The organism is Micromonospora sp. DH13 (genome assembly GCF_020873825.1).
GTDB classification, from domain to species: Bacteria; Actinomycetota; Actinomycetes; order Mycobacteriales; family Micromonosporaceae; genus Micromonospora; species Micromonospora haikouensis.
Genome location: NZ_JAHWGR010000053.1, coordinates 16,973 through 35,405 on the forward strand (window position 1 = coordinate 16,973; position 18,433 = coordinate 35,405).

At 74.1% G+C, this 18,433-nt stretch carries 16 protein-coding genes; 8 read left to right on the forward strand and 8 right to left on the reverse strand.

Going from position 1 to position 18,433, the window contains the following annotated elements:
* Nucleotides 1–17: 17 nt before the first annotated feature.
* The 3 genes from LPA42_RS31360 to moaC all read right to left on the reverse strand — a co-directional run bounded on the left by LPA42_RS31360 (nucleotide 18) and on the right by moaC (nucleotide 2,307).
* Nucleotides 18–1,280, reverse strand: coding sequence for a molybdopterin molybdotransferase MoeA (locus LPA42_RS31360; protein WP_077935326.1), 1,263 nt, complete (start codon nucleotides 1,278–1,280; stop codon nucleotides 18–20).
* Nucleotides 1,281–1,348: 68 nt separating this feature from the next.
* Entirely contained in the window at nucleotides 1,349–1,819 is a 471-nt protein-coding gene (locus LPA42_RS31365) for a molybdenum cofactor biosynthesis protein B (protein WP_043963628.1), read from the reverse strand.
* Nucleotides 1,816–2,307: a cyclic pyranopterin monophosphate synthase MoaC gene (gene moaC / locus LPA42_RS31370; RefSeq protein ID WP_043960949.1), complete on the reverse strand. Its 492-nt coding sequence runs from the start codon at nucleotides 2,305–2,307 to the stop codon at nucleotides 1,816–1,818. The genes LPA42_RS31365 and moaC overlap by 4 nt, the downstream gene beginning before the upstream one ends.
* Before the next feature lie 597 nt (nucleotides 2,308–2,904).
* On the opposite strand from moaC, the gene LPA42_RS31375 reads away from it, so the two are divergent.
* The 5 genes from LPA42_RS31375 to LPA42_RS31395 all read left to right on the forward strand — a co-directional run bounded on the left by LPA42_RS31375 (nucleotide 2,905) and on the right by LPA42_RS31395 (nucleotide 8,675).
* A complete protein-coding gene (locus tag LPA42_RS31375; protein ID WP_077935327.1) occupies nucleotides 2,905–5,427 on the forward strand; it encodes a bifunctional diguanylate cyclase/phosphodiesterase in 2,523 nt (840 codons plus the stop codon).
* 20 nt (nucleotides 5,428–5,447) lie between these two features.
* Nucleotides 5,448–6,734: a glycosyltransferase 87 family protein gene (locus LPA42_RS31380; protein WP_228987073.1), complete on the forward strand. Its 1,287-nt coding sequence runs from the start codon at nucleotides 5,448–5,450 to the stop codon at nucleotides 6,732–6,734.
* Nucleotides 6,735–6,792: 58 nt separating this feature from the next.
* Nucleotides 6,793–7,428, forward strand: coding sequence for a phosphoribosyltransferase (locus LPA42_RS31385; RefSeq protein WP_228987071.1), 636 nt, complete (start codon nucleotides 6,793–6,795; stop codon nucleotides 7,426–7,428).
* A 22-nt stretch (nucleotides 7,429–7,450) separates the two neighbouring features.
* Nucleotides 7,451–7,849, forward strand: a complete 399-nt coding sequence (locus tag LPA42_RS31390) for a zf-TFIIB domain-containing protein (RefSeq protein ID WP_091275929.1) — start codon at nucleotides 7,451–7,453, stop codon at nucleotides 7,847–7,849.
* Nucleotides 7,850–7,955: 106 nt separating this feature from the next.
* Nucleotides 7,956–8,675 carry a maleylpyruvate isomerase N-terminal domain-containing protein gene (locus tag LPA42_RS31395; RefSeq protein WP_077935332.1) on the forward strand — a complete coding sequence of 240 codons (720 nt, stop codon included), beginning with the start codon at nucleotides 7,956–7,958 and terminating at the stop codon, nucleotides 8,673–8,675.
* A 55-nt stretch (nucleotides 8,676–8,730) separates the two neighbouring features.
* Here the strand turns inward: LPA42_RS31395 and dnaB are convergent, their stop codons facing one another.
* Nucleotides 8,731–10,950, reverse strand: a complete 2,220-nt coding sequence (dnaB, locus tag LPA42_RS31400) for a replicative DNA helicase (protein WP_198956397.1) — start codon at nucleotides 10,948–10,950, stop codon at nucleotides 8,731–8,733.
* Between the two features lie 400 nt (nucleotides 10,951–11,350).
* On the opposite strand from dnaB, the gene LPA42_RS31405 reads away from it, so the two are divergent.
* Nucleotides 11,351–13,180, forward strand: a complete 1,830-nt coding sequence (locus LPA42_RS31405; protein ID WP_228987072.1) for a hypothetical protein — start codon at nucleotides 11,351–11,353, stop codon at nucleotides 13,178–13,180.
* Nucleotides 13,181–13,262: 82 nt separating this feature from the next.
* Here the strand turns inward: LPA42_RS31405 and rplI are convergent, their stop codons facing one another.
* From rplI to rpsF, 4 genes are all read right to left on the reverse strand, one after another.
* Nucleotides 13,263–13,709 (reverse strand): 50S ribosomal protein L9, encoded by a 447-nt coding sequence (gene rplI, locus LPA42_RS31410; RefSeq protein WP_077935333.1) that lies wholly within the window; start codon nucleotides 13,707–13,709, stop codon nucleotides 13,263–13,265.
* Nucleotides 13,710–13,723: 14 nt separating this feature from the next.
* Nucleotides 13,724–13,963 carry a 30S ribosomal protein S18 gene (gene rpsR / locus LPA42_RS31415; RefSeq protein ID WP_007073789.1) on the reverse strand — a complete coding sequence of 80 codons (240 nt, stop codon included), beginning with the start codon at nucleotides 13,961–13,963 and terminating at the stop codon, nucleotides 13,724–13,726.
* Between the two features lie 41 nt (nucleotides 13,964–14,004).
* A complete protein-coding gene (locus LPA42_RS31420; RefSeq protein ID WP_176734099.1) occupies nucleotides 14,005–14,535 on the reverse strand; it encodes a single-stranded DNA-binding protein in 531 nt (176 codons plus the stop codon).
* 79 nt (nucleotides 14,536–14,614) lie between these two features.
* Complete coding sequence (rpsF, locus tag LPA42_RS31425) at nucleotides 14,615–14,905, reverse strand: 30S ribosomal protein S6 (RefSeq protein ID WP_043960965.1); 291 nt, start codon at nucleotides 14,903–14,905, stop codon at nucleotides 14,615–14,617.
* A gap of 585 nt (nucleotides 14,906–15,490) precedes the next feature.
* Here rpsF and LPA42_RS31430 point away from each other — a divergent pair.
* Both LPA42_RS31430 and LPA42_RS31435 read left to right on the forward strand, forming a co-directional pair.
* Nucleotides 15,491–16,282 (forward strand): deoxyribonuclease IV, encoded by a 792-nt coding sequence (locus LPA42_RS31430; RefSeq protein ID WP_077935334.1) that lies wholly within the window; start codon nucleotides 15,491–15,493, stop codon nucleotides 16,280–16,282.
* Nucleotides 16,279–18,381, forward strand: coding sequence for a hypothetical protein (locus LPA42_RS31435; RefSeq protein ID WP_077935335.1), 2,103 nt, complete (start codon nucleotides 16,279–16,281; stop codon nucleotides 18,379–18,381). The genes LPA42_RS31430 and LPA42_RS31435 overlap by 4 nt, the downstream gene beginning before the upstream one ends.
* Nucleotides 18,382–18,433: the final 52 nt, after the last annotated feature.

Sequence of the window (18,433 nt, forward strand, 5' to 3'; positions counted from 1 at the left end):
CACCGGGTGCACCCTTCTCACGGACACGACCGCTCCCCGGGCAGCAGCGGCAGCGGCACGACCGGCACCCGCGCGCCCGGCTCGCCGGTGCTGCCGGGGCGGATGACCGCGAAGCCGTCCGCGCCGGCCAGCCCGCGCAGCATGGCCGACCCGACGTGCCGGACCGGGTGGGCGGTGCCGGCGACCCGGTCCAGCCGGACCAGGGCCAGGTGGGTGTAGTCGCCCCGCCCTGGCACGGCCTCGGCCAGCGTGGCGTGCGGCAGCACCGGCATCGGCCGGCCCTGCAGGCCCGCCAGCAGCGGCGCGACCAGCGAGACGAGCGCGACGATCGCGGACTGCGGGTTGCCGGGCAGGCCGGCGACGAAGCGGACCCGGCCGTCCGGGTCGACCAGCCGGGCCAGCAGCATGGGGAAGCCGGGGCGGACCGCGACCGTGTTGACCACGTAGTCCGCGCCGAGCGCCTCCAGGGTGGGGTGCAGGTGGTCGACCGGGCCGTGCATCGTGCCGCCGGTGGTGCAGACCAGGTCGGCGGTGGCCAGCGCCGCGCGCAGGGCCGCCACGTGCGCCGGCAGCGTGTCGGCCACCGGGCCGACGACGTCGGCCGGGCGCACCTGGCAGCCGTACCGGCGCAGCCACGCCGGCACGGCCGGCCCGAGGGCGTCCCGCACCCGGCCGGCGGCCGGCGGCCCCGACGTCAACAGCTCGTCGCCGAAGACCAGCAGCGCGGCGCGGGGCGACCGGCGCACCCGCAGCGTGTCGTGGCCGCAGGAGGCGGCCAGTCCGATCACCGCCGGGTCGACCGGGGTGCCCGCCGGGAGCAGCTCCTCACCGGCGCGTGCCTCCTCGCCGGGCTCGCGCCACTCGGGGCTCGGCCGGGGGGTGCCGGCGACCCGGCCGTCGGCGGTGCGGGTGGACTCCTCGACCCGCAGGATCGCGGTGACCCCCTCGGGCACCATCGCGCCGGTGGCGATCTCGACGGTGGTCCCGTCGTCGGTCAACGGGGCCGGGCTGCCACCGGCCAGCACCCGGCCGACGACCCGCCACGGACCGTCCCCGCGCACCGCCCAGCCGTCCACGCTGGAGGTGGGGAAGGCGGGCAGGTCGGTGCGGGTGGTCAGCGGCTCGGCGAGGGTGTGCCCGTCGGTGTCGGCGAGCGGCCGGCCGACGGCGGGCAGCGCGGCGGCGAGGCCGACGGCGTACACCCGGGAGCGGGCCTCCTCCCAGCCGGCCGGCGGCGGTACGGCGACCTGTTCCGCGGCGGACGCGGTTTCCGTGCTCACCGGCCGAGCCTATCGTCGGCCGGCGGGACCCACCCGGCCAGTGGCGGGCCGTCCCGGGTGCCGGTCGCTCAGTGGTCGCCGCCGCGGAGCTGGTCGACGGCGTGGGTGAGGATCGGGCCGAGGACGGCGAGCCCGTCGCGGGCACCGCCGGTGGAGCCGGGCAGGTTGACGACCAGCATCCGGCCGACGACCCCGGCGACGCCCCGGGACAGCGCCGCCGTCGGCACCCGGTCCCGGCTGTGCGCCCGGATCGCCTCGGCGATGCCGGGGATCTCGTGGTCGAGCAGCGCGCGGGTCACGTCGGGGGTGCGGTCGGTCGGGGTGATGCCGGTGCCGCCGCTGGTCAGCACCACGTCGACCCCGTCGGCCAGGGCGGCCCGCAGCGCCGCGCCGACCGGCTCGCCGTCGGGCACCACCACCGGGTCGTCGACCTGGCAGCCCAGCTCGCGCAGGCCGGCGACGAGCAGCGGGCCGCTGGTGTCGGCGTAGACCCCGGCCGAGGCGCGGTTGGAGGCGACCACCACCCGGGCGCGGATCACGGCCGGTCCGCCGGCCGCTGCCACAGGCCCGTCTTGCCGCCCTCCTTGCGGAGCACCCGCACCGCGTCGACCGACGCCGCCGGGTCGACCGCCTTGACCATGTCGACCAGGGCGAGGCCGGCGACCGCCACGGCGGTCAGCGCCTCCATCTCCACGCCCGTGCGGTCGGCGGTCCGCGCCGTGGCGGTGATCTCGACGGTGTCGTCGGTCAGCGCCAGGTCGACCGTCACGCCGTGCAGCGCGATCGGGTGGCAGAGCGGGATAAGGTCCGGGGTCCGCTTGGCCCCCATGATGCCGGCGAGCCGACCGACGGCGAGCGCGTCGCCCTTGGGCAGCCCGTCGCGGCGCAGCAGGTCGACCACCTCGGCGGTGGTCCGCAGCCGGCCGGCGGCCACCGCGAGCCGGCCGGAGACCGCCTTGGCGGAGACGTCGACCATGCGGGCCGCGCCCGCCGCGTCGACATGGGTGAGCTGGGCGGGATCCGTCACGGTCGCGAGCCTATCCTCCGGTACGCCCGGCCCCGGTTCCCACCTTCCCCGGCGCGGGGCGGTCCCGTGGACGGGCGTCCGGGCGGACAAAGGAATTGCATCGACGAGACGGCGTTTCCCCGCCGGGGGCATTCGGCGCGACTGCCGGGAGTCGGTCCGTCCCGGTGCGTCACGCTGCGACGGGAGACACCGCCACTTCCGGGGCGAGCGGGAAAGAAACACCCGAAGCGCGGATGAGCCGAGAGGCGGACCTCGCCAGACTGGGTACGGGGACGAGCCGTACTCTTTGCCGACCACGTAGCCGCGCGACACAGAAACGACAAGCGCGACGCAATTCCCTGTAGAGCGCTCCGCACAGGTTCCGTAAACACACCGTGACAAATCATCCCCGGGTTGGCTTATATTGCGCATACCGACATTTATCAGTACAGAATTGGACGGGACCGGCCTTAAGCTTTCCTCCGTCAGACAGGAACGGCAGAAAGGCTGGGGGCTGTGATGAAGTCGCACGAGTGGAGTTGAGAGCACTTCTCGGAGCGGATAAAGGCCAGTACCCTGAGGAACGCATAGCCATCGGTGACAACGCGAGGACGATGGGTGGCCGCTCCGACGAATCGACGGACCGAGACCGATCGGCGACTCCAGTCGCTAGTCGGTCTCGTCGTCGTTTGTGCGTCCGCCGCCCTCGTCGTCTCCACCGACCAGCTCCTGGCCGGGAGCGACCCCGGCAACCTGGCACTCTGGGCGGCGCTCGTCTCGCTGGTCGCCATCGGGGTCACGGTGAAGGTCCGGGTCCGGATCAGAGCCACCAACCACGACATCGCCTGGACCGAGACCGCCATCCTCATCGGCCTGGCCGTCGCCTCAACCCCCATGGTGGTCCTCGCCACCGCCCTCGGCATCGCGATCACCACCTGGCTGGACCGGAAGACCACGCTCAAGACGTTGTTCGGCATCGGCAAGAACACGCTGGTCGCCGCCGTCGCGGGGGCGACCCTGCACGCCGCCGGCTGGCGCACCGGTGACGACCTGATCGTCCATCTCGTCCTGCCGCTCTCCGTCGCCTACCTGGCGGCCGTGGTCCTCGACGAGCTGGTCACCCTCCCGGTCATCGCGATGGCGACCGGCGAGCGGCTGCGGGACCTGTTCCGGGAGGACTGGGGCCTGCGGGCCGCCACCGCCGCCGCCCGGCTCCTGGTGATCATCGGCACCGTCTTCATCCTCCGGGCCGACAGCCGCCTCCTGCTCGCCGTCCCGCCCCTGGTGCTGAGCCTGCACCTGCTCTACAGCAACCGGGTCCGCACCCGCACCGAGCAGCAGGCGTGGCAGCGCCTGGCCCGCACCACCGACGCGCTCAACGTCGTCGACCTCGACAAGGTCCTCACCACCGCCGTCACCCAGGCCGCCGAGCTGTTCTCCGCCGACGAGGTGGAGATCTTCCTGCGCGGGACGGGCCGGACGGTCCGCGGCTCCGCCGGCACCCTCACCTACGACGGGCCGACCGGCCCCGGCGGCACGGCCCACGGGTCGGTGATCTCCGCCCGCCTGGAAGGGCACGACCGCACCGTCGACGTCGGCACGCTCCGCCTGCGGTTCCACGGCCCCGTCCAGTTCTCCGAACGCGAGCAGTACACCCTGCGCACCTTCACCTCGGCGCTGTGCACCGCCGTCCGCAACGCCCAGGCGTACGCCGAGCTGGCCCGCGTCGCCGACGAGCACGCGTACGCGGCGACCCACGACACCCTCACCGGCCTGGCCAACCGGCGGCACCTGCTGGACCAGGGCAGCGAACAGCTCAACGCCCGGCACGCCGACGGGGTGACCGCACTCGTGCTGATCGACCTCAACCACTTCAAGGAGGTCAACGACACCCTCGGCCACGCCGCCGGCGACCAGGTGCTCCTGCAGGTCGCCGACCGGCTGCGCGGCGCCGCCCAGGGCGGCGACCTGGTGTCCCGCCTCGGCGGCGACGAGTTCGCCGTGCTCCTGCGCGGCCTGCCCGCCCCGGCGGTGGCCGCGCACCGCACCGAGGCCCTGCTCGCCGCGCTGCACGAGCCCCTCGACGTCGACGGCATGCGGATCAGCGTGGAGGCCAGCGGCGGCATCGCGATCGCGCCGGCCAGCGGCGGAATGCCGGAGCTGCTGCGCCGCGCCGACGTCGCGATGTACCAGGCGAAGCGCGCCGGCCAGCGGATCGCCACCTACGCGCCGACCCGGGACACCGCCGACCTCGGCCGGCTCACCCTCGGCGGTGAGCTGCCCCGGGCGGTCGCCGACCAGGAGTTCACCGTCAACTTCCAGCCCATCGTCGACCTCGGCACCGGCGAGGTGACCAGCGCGGAGGCGCTGGCCCGCTGGCACCACCCGGTGCACGGCATCATCGACCCGCTGCGCTTCCTGGAGGCCGTCGAGCGCTCCGGCCTGCTCCCCGCGTTCGCCGAGGCGATCCTCGACCAGGCGCTCATCGCCGCCAACAGTTGGCGCGACGCCGGCTTCGACCTGCCCGTGGCGGTCAACGTGTCGCCGCGCAGCCTGCTCGACGCCCGCTTCCCCGGCTCCGTGCTGGCCCGGCTGCGCGCCCACGACCTGCCGCCGGACCGGCTGGTCCTGGAGCTGACCGAGACGCTGACCCTCAGCCAGCTCGACGTGGTCGACCGGGTGCTCAGCCGGCTGCGCGACGAGGGCGTCCGGCTGGCCCTGGACGACTTCGGCACCGGCTACTCGTCACTGTCCCTGCTCTCCCGCATCCCCGTCCACGAGCTCAAGATCGACCGCAGCTTCGTGTCGGCCATGGAGGGATCGGCCGAGGCCGCCGCCGTCATCCGGTCCACCCTCGACCTCGGCCGCAGCCTCGGGCTCACCGTCGTCGCCGAGGGGGTGGAGAGCGAACCGCAGCGCCGCGCCCTCTGGGAGCTGGGCTGCACCGCCGGGCAGGGCCACCTCTTCGGCCGGCCGGTGCCGGCCGGCACGCTCCTGTCCACCCTGCACCGCGGCTTCGGCGGTCGCACCGGCACCCTCGCCCCGCCGCTGCACGGCGCGGGCACCGTGGTCCGGCTTCCCGCCGGGCGGCGGCAGGGTGGCCGCAGCCGGGGAGAGCGTCTGCCACACTTGCCCGCGTGACCGCCGCCGCCGACCGGGCCATCCGCGCCCCCGCACGCTGGCGCAGGATCGACCGGGCCGCCGGCGGCCTCGCCCTCGACCTCGGGCTCTACGGTGCCTCCGCCGCGTTCGCGGCGGTCACCGCCGGCACCTCCACCCTCCCGCCGCACCGCGCCTGGGGCACCGTCGCCGCGTTCGGCTACCTGCTCGCCGCGCTCGCCGTCGCCGGTCAGCTCGCCGCCCGCCGCCGGGACGCCGCCACGCCGCTCGCCGCCCTGCCGGCCCGCTGGGCGGTAACCGGGCTGGCCTGGACCAGCACCACGCTGCTGCCGCTGCTGGTGCAGAGCGCGCAGCGGGCCGCCGGCCGCACCGACCGGGCGCAGGAGGAGGTGGTCGTCGTCGAGCACAGCGGCAACCGCCTCGTCGAGACCGGCACGCCCTACCTCGGGCACGACGCGATCGCCGCGCTCCCCGCCGACGAGCGGCTGCTCGGCTACACCCCGTACCAGCCGGGCATGGCCCTGTTCGGCCTGCCGCGCGCCGTCGCCGACGGCTGGTGGACGGACGCCCGGGTCTGGTTCGCCGTCGCCACCGCGCTGCTCCTCGCCCTGGCGGTGGCCGCCCTGCGCACCGGAGCCCCGGCCGCCCTCGGCACCTCGGCCGGCGACGGCGACCGGGCGGCGACCGTGCTGCGCGGGATCCAGGCGGCGACCGTGCTGCCGGTCTGCGCCCTCACCCTCGCCACCGGCGGCGACGACCTGCCGGTGCTCGCCGCCTGCCTGCTGGCCCTCGCCCTCGCCGCCAGCGGCCGGCCGGGCCGCGCCGGCCTCGCGATCGGCGTGGCGGGCGCGTTGAAGCTCTTCGCCTGGCCGGTCGCCCTCGTGCTGATCGCCTGGGCGGCCACCCACCGCTGCGCCGGGCGGCTCGCCGCCGGCGCGCTCGGCGTGCCGGCGCTCGCCCTGCTCCCCGCCCTGCTCGTCGACCGCGACGCGCTGGTCGAGAACGTGCTGCGCTTCCCGCTCGGCCACGGCCTGGTGACCAGCCCGGCGCAGTCCCCGTTCCCCGGTCACCTCATCGCCACCGCCCTGCCCGCCGGCCGGGTCGTCGCCGCCGCGCTGCTCGTCGCCGCCGGGGCCGCGATCGCCGTCCGGCTCCTGCGCCGCCCGCCCCGCACGGCCGCCGCCGCCGCACTGATCTGCGGGTACGGGCTGCTCGCGGCGATCCTGCTGATGCCCACCACCCGCTTCGGTTACCTGCTCTACCCGGTGGCCCTGCTCGCCTGGGCACCCGCCCTGGCCCGCCCCGAGCCGGGCCCCGCCGCCCCCTGACCGGGGGGCTTCGCCCCGACGGCCGGCGCGGTCGACCGGCACGGCGTACACCTGAGATATGACGACGACCTTCCGCGACCGGGAAGACGCCGGCCGGGTCCTCGCCGACCGGCTCGCCGGCCTCGTCGGGCACTCCGACGTCACCGTGCTCGGGCTCGTCCGAGGCGGCGTGCCCGTGGCCCGGGTGGTCGCCGAGCGGCTCGGCGTCCCCCTCGACGTGCTGGTGGTCCGCAAGCTCGGCCTGCCCCTGGCCCCCGAGGTCGCCTTCGGCGCGCTCGGCCCCAACGGCGTGCGGGTGCTCAACGAGACGGTGGCCGCCCGGCTCGACGCCGGGGAGGTGGCCGAGGTGCAGCGCCGTGAGCAGGCGGAACTGGAACGCCGCGAGCAGCGCTACCGGGCCGGGCGACCCCCGCTCGACCTGACCGGCCGCACCGCCGTCGTCGTCGACGACGGCCTGGCCACCGGGGCGACCGCCCGCGCCGCCGTCCAGGTGGCCCGGCACCTCGGCGCCCGCCGGGTGGTCGTCGCGGTGCCCGTCGGCTCGCAGCAGGCGTACGAGATGCTCGCCGCCGAGGCCGACGAGGTCGTCTGCGCCGAGCGGCCTGCCGACTTCGGCGCGGTCGGCGCCTACTACTTCGACTTCCACGAGGTGTCCGACGACGAGGTGACCAACGCGCTAGCGGCGATCGGGTGACCTGACCGGGTACCTTCGGGTAATGCAGCTCACCTGTCCCAAGTGTCACGGAGACATGCGCCAGTACGAGCGCAGCGGAGTCGTCATCGACCAGTGCGGCGAATGTCGGGGGATCTTCCTCGACCGCGGCGAACTGGAGAAGCTGTTCGAGGCCGAGGCGAACTGGAACCGGCAGCAGTCGGCGGGCGCCCCGAACCAGGCCCGGCCGGCGCAGGCGCCCGGCGCATACCCGCCGCCTCCACCTCCCGCCCCCCAGCCGGGCTACGGCGCGGTGCCCCCGCCCCCGCCGCCGCCCCCGACGCACGGCTACCCGCCGCCCGCCCCCGCGTACGGCGGGCACGCCCAGCCGCACTACGGCTACCACGGCCACTACCGCCGTAAGAAGCACCACGGCGGCTTCCTCGGCGAACTCTTCGACTGACCCGTCCAGGCGATCGCCGTGTCGGCGACGTGGGGCAGATCCGATCCCGGTGACCACCCCACGTCGCCGGCATGCCAGGAGGCGCCCGGCGTGCGAGGCTGCGTCCATGACGGCCGTTTCCCAGCCCGAGGCGCTGGCGCAGGCGTACGCGGGGATCACCGACGTCGTGGTCCCGCTCGACGACGCCGGCCTGCAACGGCCCACCCGGTGCCGGGGCTGGTTCGTCGCCGACCTGCTGTTCCACGTGCTCTGTGACGCGCAGCGGGCACTGGTGGCGCTCGCCAGCCCTACCGACGGGCCGGCCGACTGCGACGACGTCTCCTACTGGCGGGCCTTCACCGTCCCGGCCGAGGGCACCGGGACCGGTCGGCGGGCGGCCCGCGACGAGGCCGGCAGCGGTGACCGGCACGCCTGGTGGGCCCGGCGCGCGGCCGCCGCGTTCGAGCGCCCGAGCGGGGTGGTCCGGGTCTGGGCCGACACGGCCCCCGCCGCCGTGCGCGCCGCCGCCGCGGCCGACCCGGCCGGCTTCGTCACCACGCAGGGCCACGTGCTGCGGGTGCCGGACCTGCTGGCCACCCTCACCACCGAGGCGGTCGTGCACCACCTCGACCTGATCGTCGACCTGCCCGACGCCCCGCCACCGGCCGCGTTGCCCGTCCGGGTCGCGGTGGCGAGCCTCTGCGGGCTGCTCAGCGACGACGCCGTCCGGCCCGTCGGCTGGGACGACCGGGACTTCCTGCTCAGGGCCACCGGCCGGGTGCCGCTGACCGACCGGGAACGATGGGAGTTGGGCGAGGCCGCCGGCTGGTTCCCGCTGATCGGCTGAAGCGACTGCGGCCGGGTCACTGGGGAGCGGCCAGGCCGGAGGGTGCCCCGCCGGCTCAGACGATCGCCATGTCGACGAAGCGGGACAGGTGGAGCTGGGCGGCCACGGTGATCGAATCGGTCGGCCCGTTCCGGTGCTTGGCGACGATGAAGTCCGCCTCCCCGGCGCGCGGCGACTCCTTGTCATAGTAGTCATCCCGGTGCAAAAGGATTACCACGTCAGCATCTTGTTCAATTGACCCAGACTCGCGCAAATCGGATAGTTGTGGTCGCTTGTCCGTACGCTGCTCCGGGCCACGGTTCAGCTGACTCACCGCGATCACCGGGCACTCGACCTCCTTGGCGAGCAGCTTGAGGCCACGGGACAGGTCCGCGACCTCCTGCTGCCGGCTCTCGGTGCGCTTCGGCGACGTCATGAGCTGGAGATAGTCGACGACGATCAGCTTCAGGTCGTGCTTCTGCTTGAGCCGACGCGCCTTCGCCCGGATCTCCATCAGGTTCATGCTCGGCGTGTCGTCGACGAAGAGCGGCGCCTCGCTGATCTCACCCATGCAGCGGGCCAGCTTGGTCCAGTCGTCGTCGGAGAGCTGGCCGCTGCGCAGCACGTGCAGCGGGACGCGGGCCTCCGCCGAGAGCAGTCGCATGACGATCTCGACCTTGCTCATTTCGAGCGAGAAGATCGCCGACGCCTGGTTGGCCCGGATGGCCGCGTTCCGGGCGAAGTCCATGCTCGCGGTGCTGTTGTGCGTCGGGATCATGGACCGGCCGGCCAGGTAGAGGTGGTCCGGGTTGTCCACCGTCACGCAGCGGACCGGGACGCTCGGCACCGGCCGCACGTCGACGATGAACCGGGCGCGGGCGTCCGGGGCCGTCCGCTGCCGCGCGGCGTGCGCCGCCCGCCTGTCCGCCAGGCGGAAGACGGTGTCGGGCGTCGAGAAGTCCACGGTGTACGCGGCGGGCGAGCCCTCCCGTGCCGGCTGCTCGTCGACGGTGCACTGGTAGCCGAGGCCGACCACGAGTTCCCGGACGCAGCCGGTCAACCGGCGGGAGGTCGAAACGTACCGGAGGGTCCCGTCGGGGCGCACCGTCCCGGCGACGTCCATCAGGCCCGCGAGCAGTTCCCGGCGCTGGTCCTCCGACGCGCGGAGGTACTCCGGCGGGAGGTGCGGCTCGGCGCTGCCCTCGCCGACGCCCACCCCGAGGGCGTACGGCGCTACGGCGAGCTCCCGCTCGGGCAACCGCAGCGGCGCGCAGTTGCCGACGGCGTGGCGGGGTTGCCGGCCCGCCGCGTCGGTGTGCAGCGTGGCGGCGATCCGGGCGGTCGTCACCGCGTCCTGGGCGGCGGTGGTCCGCCACAGGTGCTCGGCGTCGGCCACGACGACCGAGCCGTCGGAGAACTCGACCTCGTAGCAGGGGCGGTCGTGCCGCACCTCGAAGGCGGCCGTGACGGTGGTCGGTGTGCCGTCCGCGGCGAGAAGCCGGTCACCGACCGTCACCTCGCCCATCGTGGTCCAGCCGTCGGGGGTGGGCAGCGGGGTGTCGAGCGCGAGCGCCTTGCCCAGACCGGGCCGGCCGGCCACGATGATCAGCTGGCCGGGGTGCAGGCCGTTGAGCAGCCGGTCGAGGTCGGTGAAGCCGGTCGGCACGCCGGTCATGACGCCGCCCTGGGCGCCCACCGCCTCGATCTCGTCGAGGGTCGGCTGGAGCATGTCCGCGAGGATGGCGAAGTCCTCGCTGACCCGGCGCTCGGTGATCTCGTAGACCGCCTGCTGCGCGAGGTCGACGATGTCGTCGACGTCGCGGCTGCCGTTGTTGCCGGTGCCGTACCCGAGCTGCACGATCTTGGTGCCGGCCTCGACGAGGCGGCGGAGCACGGCCCGCTCCCCGACGATGCGGGCGTAGTAGGCGGCGTTGGCGGCGGTGGGGACCGTCGCGATGAGGGTGTGCAGGTAGGGCGCGCCGCCGATGCGGGCGAGGTCGCCCGAGTCGGCCAGGGCGGCGGCCACCGTGATCGCGTCGGCGGGCTCGCCCCGGCCGTAGATGTCGAGGATGGCGTCGAAGATCGTGGCGTGCACCGGTCGGTAGAAGTCGGTGGACTTCAGGATCTCGACGACGTCGGCGATGGCGTCCTTGGACAGCAGCATGCCGCCGAGGACGCACTGCTCCGCGGCGACGTCCTGGGGTGGGGTCTTCTCGAACTGGCCGTCCCGCTGCGCGGGTGCCGGTGGCTGGCCGCCGCCCCGTGGTTCCGTCCGCATGTCGTCGGTGACCGACACGGGATCCCCCCTCCGCTGCGTCGGCATGGACTACCGCTCCGCCGCCGGGCACGACGACGTCCGATCGGACCGGTCGGGTCGATCGGGGGGTCATCGCACCGTCGGTCGAGAGGCAACCATACGGAACCCGAGGTCAGCGACTCAACCAGGCCGGTGGACGAGCCTTGGGACAACCTGTGGACGCCGGTGGACAACATGTGCGCAGGGTGTGCACAGGTTGTGGATAACTGTTGGGGAATTCTGGCGTGAAACGCCGTGACCTGCACGAACGTCGTCCCCACCCTGTGGAGGAGAAATTTCTGGTGAGCTTCCCGGGCGCTTCGTCCCGTACTATCTCCTGCAAACGGCTACACCTGGACAGCGGATTGCACTTTCGGTTCAGAAGGGTCACGCTCCGGCCGTGAGACACCGGGACTGGGGACGCGGGGAGGGCAGCCCGCGCGAGTGGCAGGCGAGCCTCCCGTGGGACGCCTCCGGCGACCAGCCTCCGGTCGACCCGCCCAGCTCGGCCGTCGAGCGCTACCGCACCCCGAGCCGCCGCCGGGCCGCGCGCCGTGGTCAGCAGGAGCCGGTCGAGACCTACCTGCCGCGGTGGGCGCTGGACTCGGGTGTCGAGCGGGCCGACGGCGGGGGTCGACACGCGGCCCCCGACGACGACGATGACGACGACGTCCGGCCCCGCTCGGGCTCGGGCTGGCGCACCACCGAGACGACCACCAGTTGGCGGCGCGCCAGCGAGACGACGTGGCGGGACGTGCCCGCGATCGAGGCGGCCCCCGAGCGGGAGCGGCCCGGTGGCTGGCGGGACGTGCCCGCGATCGGCGCGGCCCCGGAGCCCGAGCGGCCCGGTGGCTGGCGCGACGTGCCCGCGATCGGCGCGGCCCCGGAGCCCGAGCGGCCCGGTGGCTGGCGCGACGTGCCCGCGATCGGCGCGGCCCCGGAGCCCGAGCGGCCCGGTGGCTGGCGCGACGAGGCTTCCCGCGACGAGGGTTACGTGGGCAGCAGGCGGGCCGACGAGGACGATCCGGTGTCGGGCGCGGCGCGGGCGGCCCGCCCCCGTCGGTCGTCGTCGCGCCGTCCCCAGGTGGTCTGGTCGGGCCTGGAGGACGTGGGCACCGCGACCGGCGCGGACGCGACGGAGGGCGAAGGGCGGCGGACCCGCCGCAGCCGCCGGGCGGGCGCGGATTCCTGGTCCACCCGACCGGCCGTGGATCCGTGGGAGCGGGGCTCCGCGGACACGCCGGAGACCAGCGGCGAGGCGCCGTCCTATCAGCCGGCGGTGGACCCGTGGGACGCCTCCGGCGTGCACGCGTGGGACCGGTCGGCGGTCGAGGGCCGGTGGGAGTCACCCGACGGCGCGGCCCGCTGGGACCAGACCGGCGAGATCGGCGACATCGGCGACATCGGGCGATGGGACCGCACCGGGGAGATCGGGCGGTGGGACCGCACCGGGGAGATCGGCCGCTGGGACCGGGCCGGGGAGACCGGGCGGCGGGAACGGTCGACCACCGAGACGGGGCAGTGGGGCCGGGTCGACGATGGGCAGCGGTGGGATCGGGCGGTGGAGCCCCGGTCCGGGGACGGCTCGATCGAGGGATGGTCCTGGCCGGAGCACGTGGAGGGGTTCTGGTCGGGCACCCGGCTCGCGGGCGACGATCCCCGGTGGATGGACGCGCCGGCGTCCGCGCCGCGGTCACCGGTGGTGCCGTACACCGCCCCCCGGCCGCGGTCGGCGCCACGGCGCCGGGCGGAGCCGGCCCGGCGGAGGGGCGAGCCGGTCGGCGGCGCGCGGACGGTGGACGTGCCGTCCCGTCGGCGGGCGGAGTCGGCAACCGCCAGGTCCTGGAGCCGTCGTCTTGAGGACGACCTGCTCGACCCGGATCCGGGCGGGCCGTTCCGGCCGTTGGTCTACACGGCGGCGTGCTATCTGCTGCCGGCCGTGCTGGTCTTCGTCTGGCTGCTGACGCTGGACGGGCAGGCACCGGCCGGCTGCGTGACGGACATCAGCGGTGGCGGCTGCGACTCGCCACGGTCGCACGCCCTCGGCTCGCTGGTGAACGGGGCACCCCGGTTCGGCCTGGCGCTGGCCAGCAGCCTCCTGGTCGCGCTGCTGCTGCGGCGCGTCGGCACGACGTGGCGGTCGGCGACGGTGGCGCTGGCGGCAGCCGTCGTCGGCGGCGGGCTGTCGACGGTGATGATCAGCGCGGTGACCGGCCAGCCCATCGGCTGACCGCGGGATCGTCCACCCGTCGAAGGCGGAAGGGCCCGCACCGGCGATCCGGTGCGGGCCCTTCGCGTGGTGCTGTCGGGTGTCAGCCCTGGACGACGTTCAGGTCGAACTTGGCGGTCACCTCGGGGTGCAGCCTGATGCTGACCGGGTACGCGCCGAGCGACTTGATGTGGCCGGACGTCTCAAGCCGACGACGGTCGAGGGCCGGGCCGCCGGCCGCCTTGACGGCGTCGACGATCTCGGCCGGGGTGACCGAGCCGAAGAGCCGCCCGCCGTCGCCGGCGCGGGCCTTCAGGCTGACCTTGAGGCCCTCGAGCTGGGCCTTGACCTCGTTGGCGTGGCCGAGGTCGCGGATCTCGCGGGCCGAGCGGGCCCGCTTGATGACCGTGACCTGCTTCTCCGCGCCCTTGGTCCAGGCGATCGCGAAGCCCTGCGGGAGCAGGTAGTTACGGCCGTAGCCGTTCTTGACCTCGACGATGTCGCCCGGGGCACCGAGGCCGGACACCTCCTGAGTCAGGATGATCTTCATATCGGTGCCTCCTCTCAGCGGGCCGTGGCCGTGTACGGCAGGAGCGCCATCTCGCGGGCGTTCTTGACCGCGCGGGCGATCTGCCGCTGCTGCTGCGAGGTCACGCCGGTCACCCGCCGAGCGCGGATCTTGCCGCGGTCGGAGATGAACTTGCGCAGCAGCGCGGTGTCCTTGTAATCGATGTACGTGATCCCGTCCTTGTCGAGCGGGTTCACCTTCTTCTTAGGTTTGCGAAGTGCAGCGGCCTTGGCCATTGCTCGGGCTCCTGGTTTGCGATCGCGGGCGCTCGGCGCCATTAGAACGGAGGCTCCTCGTCGAAGTTGCCGCCACCCGAACCACCGCGCGAGGGAGCCGGCGCAGCCGAGGCCCAGGGGTCGTCGAAGTTGCCTCCGCCGCCGCCCTGGTTGCCACCACCGCCACCGCCGAAGCCGCCGCCACCGGAGCGGGACATCTTCTGCACCTTCGCCGTGGCGTAGCGCAGGGACGGGCCGATCTCGTCGACCTCCAGCTCGATGACGGTGCGCTTCTCACCCTCGCGGGTCTCGTAGGACCGCTGACGCAGCCGGCCCGACACGATCACGCGGGCACCGCGCTGCAGCGACTCGGCGACGTGCTCGGCGGCCTGCCGCCAGACCGTGCACGCGAGGAACAGCGGCTCGCCGTCCTTCCACTCGCCGGACGCCTTGTCCATGAACCGGGGCGTCGAGGCGACCCGGAACTTGGCGACCGCGGCCCCCGAAGGGGTGAAACGCAACTCGGGGTCATCGGTCAGATTGCCGATGACCGTGATGGTGGTGTCTCCTGCCATGACCATCTCCTCGCGCACTCATCGTTCGCCGTACAGGCTCTCAGGGCCCTACGACAACCTCGATGAGGCTGATCCGGGTGGTGAACCGGGTGGACTGTTAGCGCGTCTCCGGCCGGATGACCTTGGTGCGCAGCACGGACTCGTTGAGCCGCAGCTGACGATCCAGCTCGGCCACCGCCGCAGGCGTGGCCTGCAGGTCGACGACAGCGTAGATGCCCTCGGCCTTCTTGTTGATCTCGTACGCGAGGCGCCGGCGGCCCCATACGTCGGTCTTCTCGACCGAGCCACCCGCGGTCCGGATCACGTTCAGGTACGTGTCGAGCGACGGGGCGACGGTGCGCTCCTCGAGGCTGGGGTCGAGGATCACCATGATCTCGTAATGACGCAAGACGTGCTCACCTCCTGTGGGCTAGGCGGCCACGGTCCTTCCGTGGCAGGAGGTCTGGCGTCGTGACCGCTCCGGACCGGGGGAACCCGACCGGACGCGGACAACCGGACCAGGATACCCGGCCCGGACGATCATGCCCGGGCAGGTCGACGTCGGCGCTTCCCGCGCCGCCGCCGGGACGCGACCGAGCAGCGGGCAGGGGCGCGCATAAGGAAACCGGGGGCCGGGCCGACGACGCGCGTCGACCCCGGCCCCCGGTCACGAGGCCGCGGGGCGTCCCGTCCGCATTCCTTGGGTGGGACCTGGGGAGGAACGACCACACCGATGAGGTTGGACCGAAACGCCCCGCGGAGCTTCTTGTGTTGTTATCCGACCGTACAACGATTTCGTCACGTGTGGAGAGAATCAGCACTTTTGCCCGATGATCGGCAGAAGGCCCGTCGTCGATCCCACCCGGACCAACGACCGGCGGGCCGGCCGGGTGACGACCGGTCGACCCGCCGACCGACACCGCGACCCGACCGACACCGCGACCCGGCCGCTCCGTCGCCCCGCACGTCGGTGCCTCGACGTAGGCTCGCCTGCATGCGTATCGGAGCCCACGTCGATTCCGCCGACCCGCTGTCCGAGGCCACCGCCCGAGCCGCCGACGCCGTGCAGTTCTTCCTCTCCGATCCGCAGGGCTGGAAGGCCCCGAAACCCAGGGAGGACGCCGACCGGTTGCGCGCCGCCGAGGTCGACCTCTACGTCCATGCGCCGTACGTCATCAACGTGGCGACGCTGAACAACCGGATCCGCATCCCGAGCCGGAAGCTGCTGCTCAGCCACGCGACGGCGGCCGCGGAGATCGGCGCGAAGGGCCTGATCGTGCACGGCGGGCACGTCAACGCGGGCGACGACCTGGCGGTCGGGTTCGACAACTGGCGCAAGACCTTCGCGTACGCGGCGGACGCCGGGGGCTTCGCCCTGCCGGTGCTGATCGAGAACACCGCAGGTGGGGACAACGCCTGCGCCCGACGCCTCGACGCGCTGGCCCGGCTCTGGGACGCGCTCGGCGACTACGAGGTGGGCTTCTGCCTCGACACCTGTCACGCGCACGCCGGGGGTGAGGAGCTGCTCGACCTGGTCGACCGCGTGAAGGCGATCACCGGGCGGATCGACCTGGTGCACGCCAACAACTCGAAGGACACGTTCGGTTCGGGGCGGGACAGGCACGACAACCTCGACGGCGGCACCATCGATCCGGAGCTGGTGGTGGCCGTGATCCGCGCGGCGGGTGCCCCGGCGATCGTGGAGACCCCCGGCGGCGTGGACGGTCAGGGTGCGGACATCACCTTCCTACGCGACCGACTCGCCGTGGGGAGCCCGACCGCATGACGACCGAGCAGTCCGGCGCCACGGACGAGGCCACCGCCGCGACGAAGCCGACCACGGCCGGCGCCCCCGCGGCGGACGCGGCCGGGCCGGACGCCACCGGCACGGAGCTGGCCGCGGGCGGGACAGCCGGGACCGAGCCGGCCGTCGGCGAGACCACCGGGAAGGCCACCGCCTCCGGCGACCAGGACGCCCGGAAGGACGGCGAGTCCGGTAAGGACGGCGAGCCCAAGAAGGACGCCGGCAGCGCGAAGGGCGGCGACGCCGACGCCGACGGCACCGAGGACAGCGACGGCACGAAGGACGACAGCAGCGGCAAGGAGGGCGGGAAGCCGGACCGCTGGGAGGCGTTCGCCCCCGCCCCGGAGCCGGTGCCGGGTCGACTGCGGCGCGGGCTGCGTGCGGTCGGCCGTTTCGGCGTCCACGAGTGGACCCTGGCCGTGCTGGGCTCGCTGGCGCTGGCCGTCGCGCTCACCTGGCCGACGCTGCGCTACCCGCGCCACACGCTTCCGCAGGACTACTGGGACCCGAGCCTCCAGACCTGGCAGATGGCCTGGTCGGGGCACATCCTGAAGACCAACCCGGCGCAGCTGTGGCACTCCAACACGTTCTTCCCGGAGCCGTGGAGCTTCGCCTTCTCCGACACCCTGCTCGGGTACGCCCCGGCCGGCATGATCGGCACCGGCCCCGAGGCGGCCCTGCTCCGCTACAACATCATGTTCGTGCTGGCCCACGCGCTCGCCACGCTCGGGGCGTACGCGCTTGCGCGGCAGCTCGGGGCGGGGCGCGCGGGCGCGGCGGTGGCCGGGGTCGGCTACGCGTACGCCCCCTGGCTGCTCGCCCAGGCGGGGCACCTGCACATCATCTCCAACGGCGGCATCCCGCTGGCGCTGGCCATGCTGGCCCGCGGGCACGGCTGGTCGCTGCGCCACGGCTACCGCCCCGAGCGGCGGCACGCCGGGTGGGCGTACGCCGGGTGGGTGGTGGCCGCCTGGCAGCTCAGCCTGGGCTTCGGCATCGGGCTGCCGTTCGCGTACGTGCTGGCGGTGGTGACGCTCGTCGCCACCGTGACCTGGTTCGTCCGGCGCCGGTCGGTGCGGCGGCCGTTCGGGGTGCGGCTGCTCGTCGCCGACGTCGTCGGCGCGCTGCTCTTCGCGGGGGTGGGCGCCCTGCTGGCCGTCCCCTACTTCAAGGTCGCCGAGCTGCACCCGAACGCGGCCCGCACCCTCGACGACGTCGGCATCTACTCGCCGCCGCTTGCGGGCTTCTTCACCGCACCGGCCGAGTCCCGCGTCTGGGGCACGCTGCACGAGGGGGCGCGCGCCGGGTTGCCCTGGAACTCCCCGGAGATGACCCTGCTGCCCGGCTTCGTGCTCTACGCGCTGGCGGCGGGTGGGCTGTTCTTCTCGGTGTGGCGGCTGCGGCACCGGCTGCTGCTGCTCGCCGGGGTGGTGGTGACGGCGATCCTGGCCATGGGCACCCGGTTCTTCGGCGGCACCTTCACCTACGGTCTGCTGTTCGAGTATCTGCCGGGCTGGAACGGCCTGCGCACGCCGGGGCGGATGATGCTCTGGACGACGCTGCTGCTCGGGCTGCTCGCCGCCGGGGCGGTCAGCGCCTTCGCGATCCGGGTGCGCGAGTGGGCCGCCGAGCGGGTCCCGCCGTGGCCGGGCCCGTGGCTGCGGCTGGCCACCGTGCTGCCGCTGCTGCTGGTGATCGCCGAGGGCCTCAACGTCACCCCGCATCCGGTGGTGCCGGTCCAGCCGGCCGCGATGCGGTCGGTGGACGGCCCGCTGCTCGTGCTGCCCAGCGACCAGGGCCCGGACCAGCTGGTGATGCTGTGGTCGACCAGTCGGTTCCAGGACGTGGTCAACGGCGGCAGCGGCTTCACCCCGCAGCGGCAGATCGAGATCCGGAAGGCGACCGAGACGTTCCCGGACCAGGCGAGCGTGACCTACCTGCGTGCCCTAGGCGTGCGCAACGTGGTGGTGCTGCGCGACCGGATCGCCGACACGCCGTGGGCCACCACGATCGACGCCCCGGTCGACGCGCTCGGCATCACCCGCGAGCAGGTCGGCAACGCGGTGGTCTTCCGCCTCTGACGGCGGGCCCGGCTGCCCCGCCGGGACAGAGCGGCGCGGCCCGGGCCGGGAG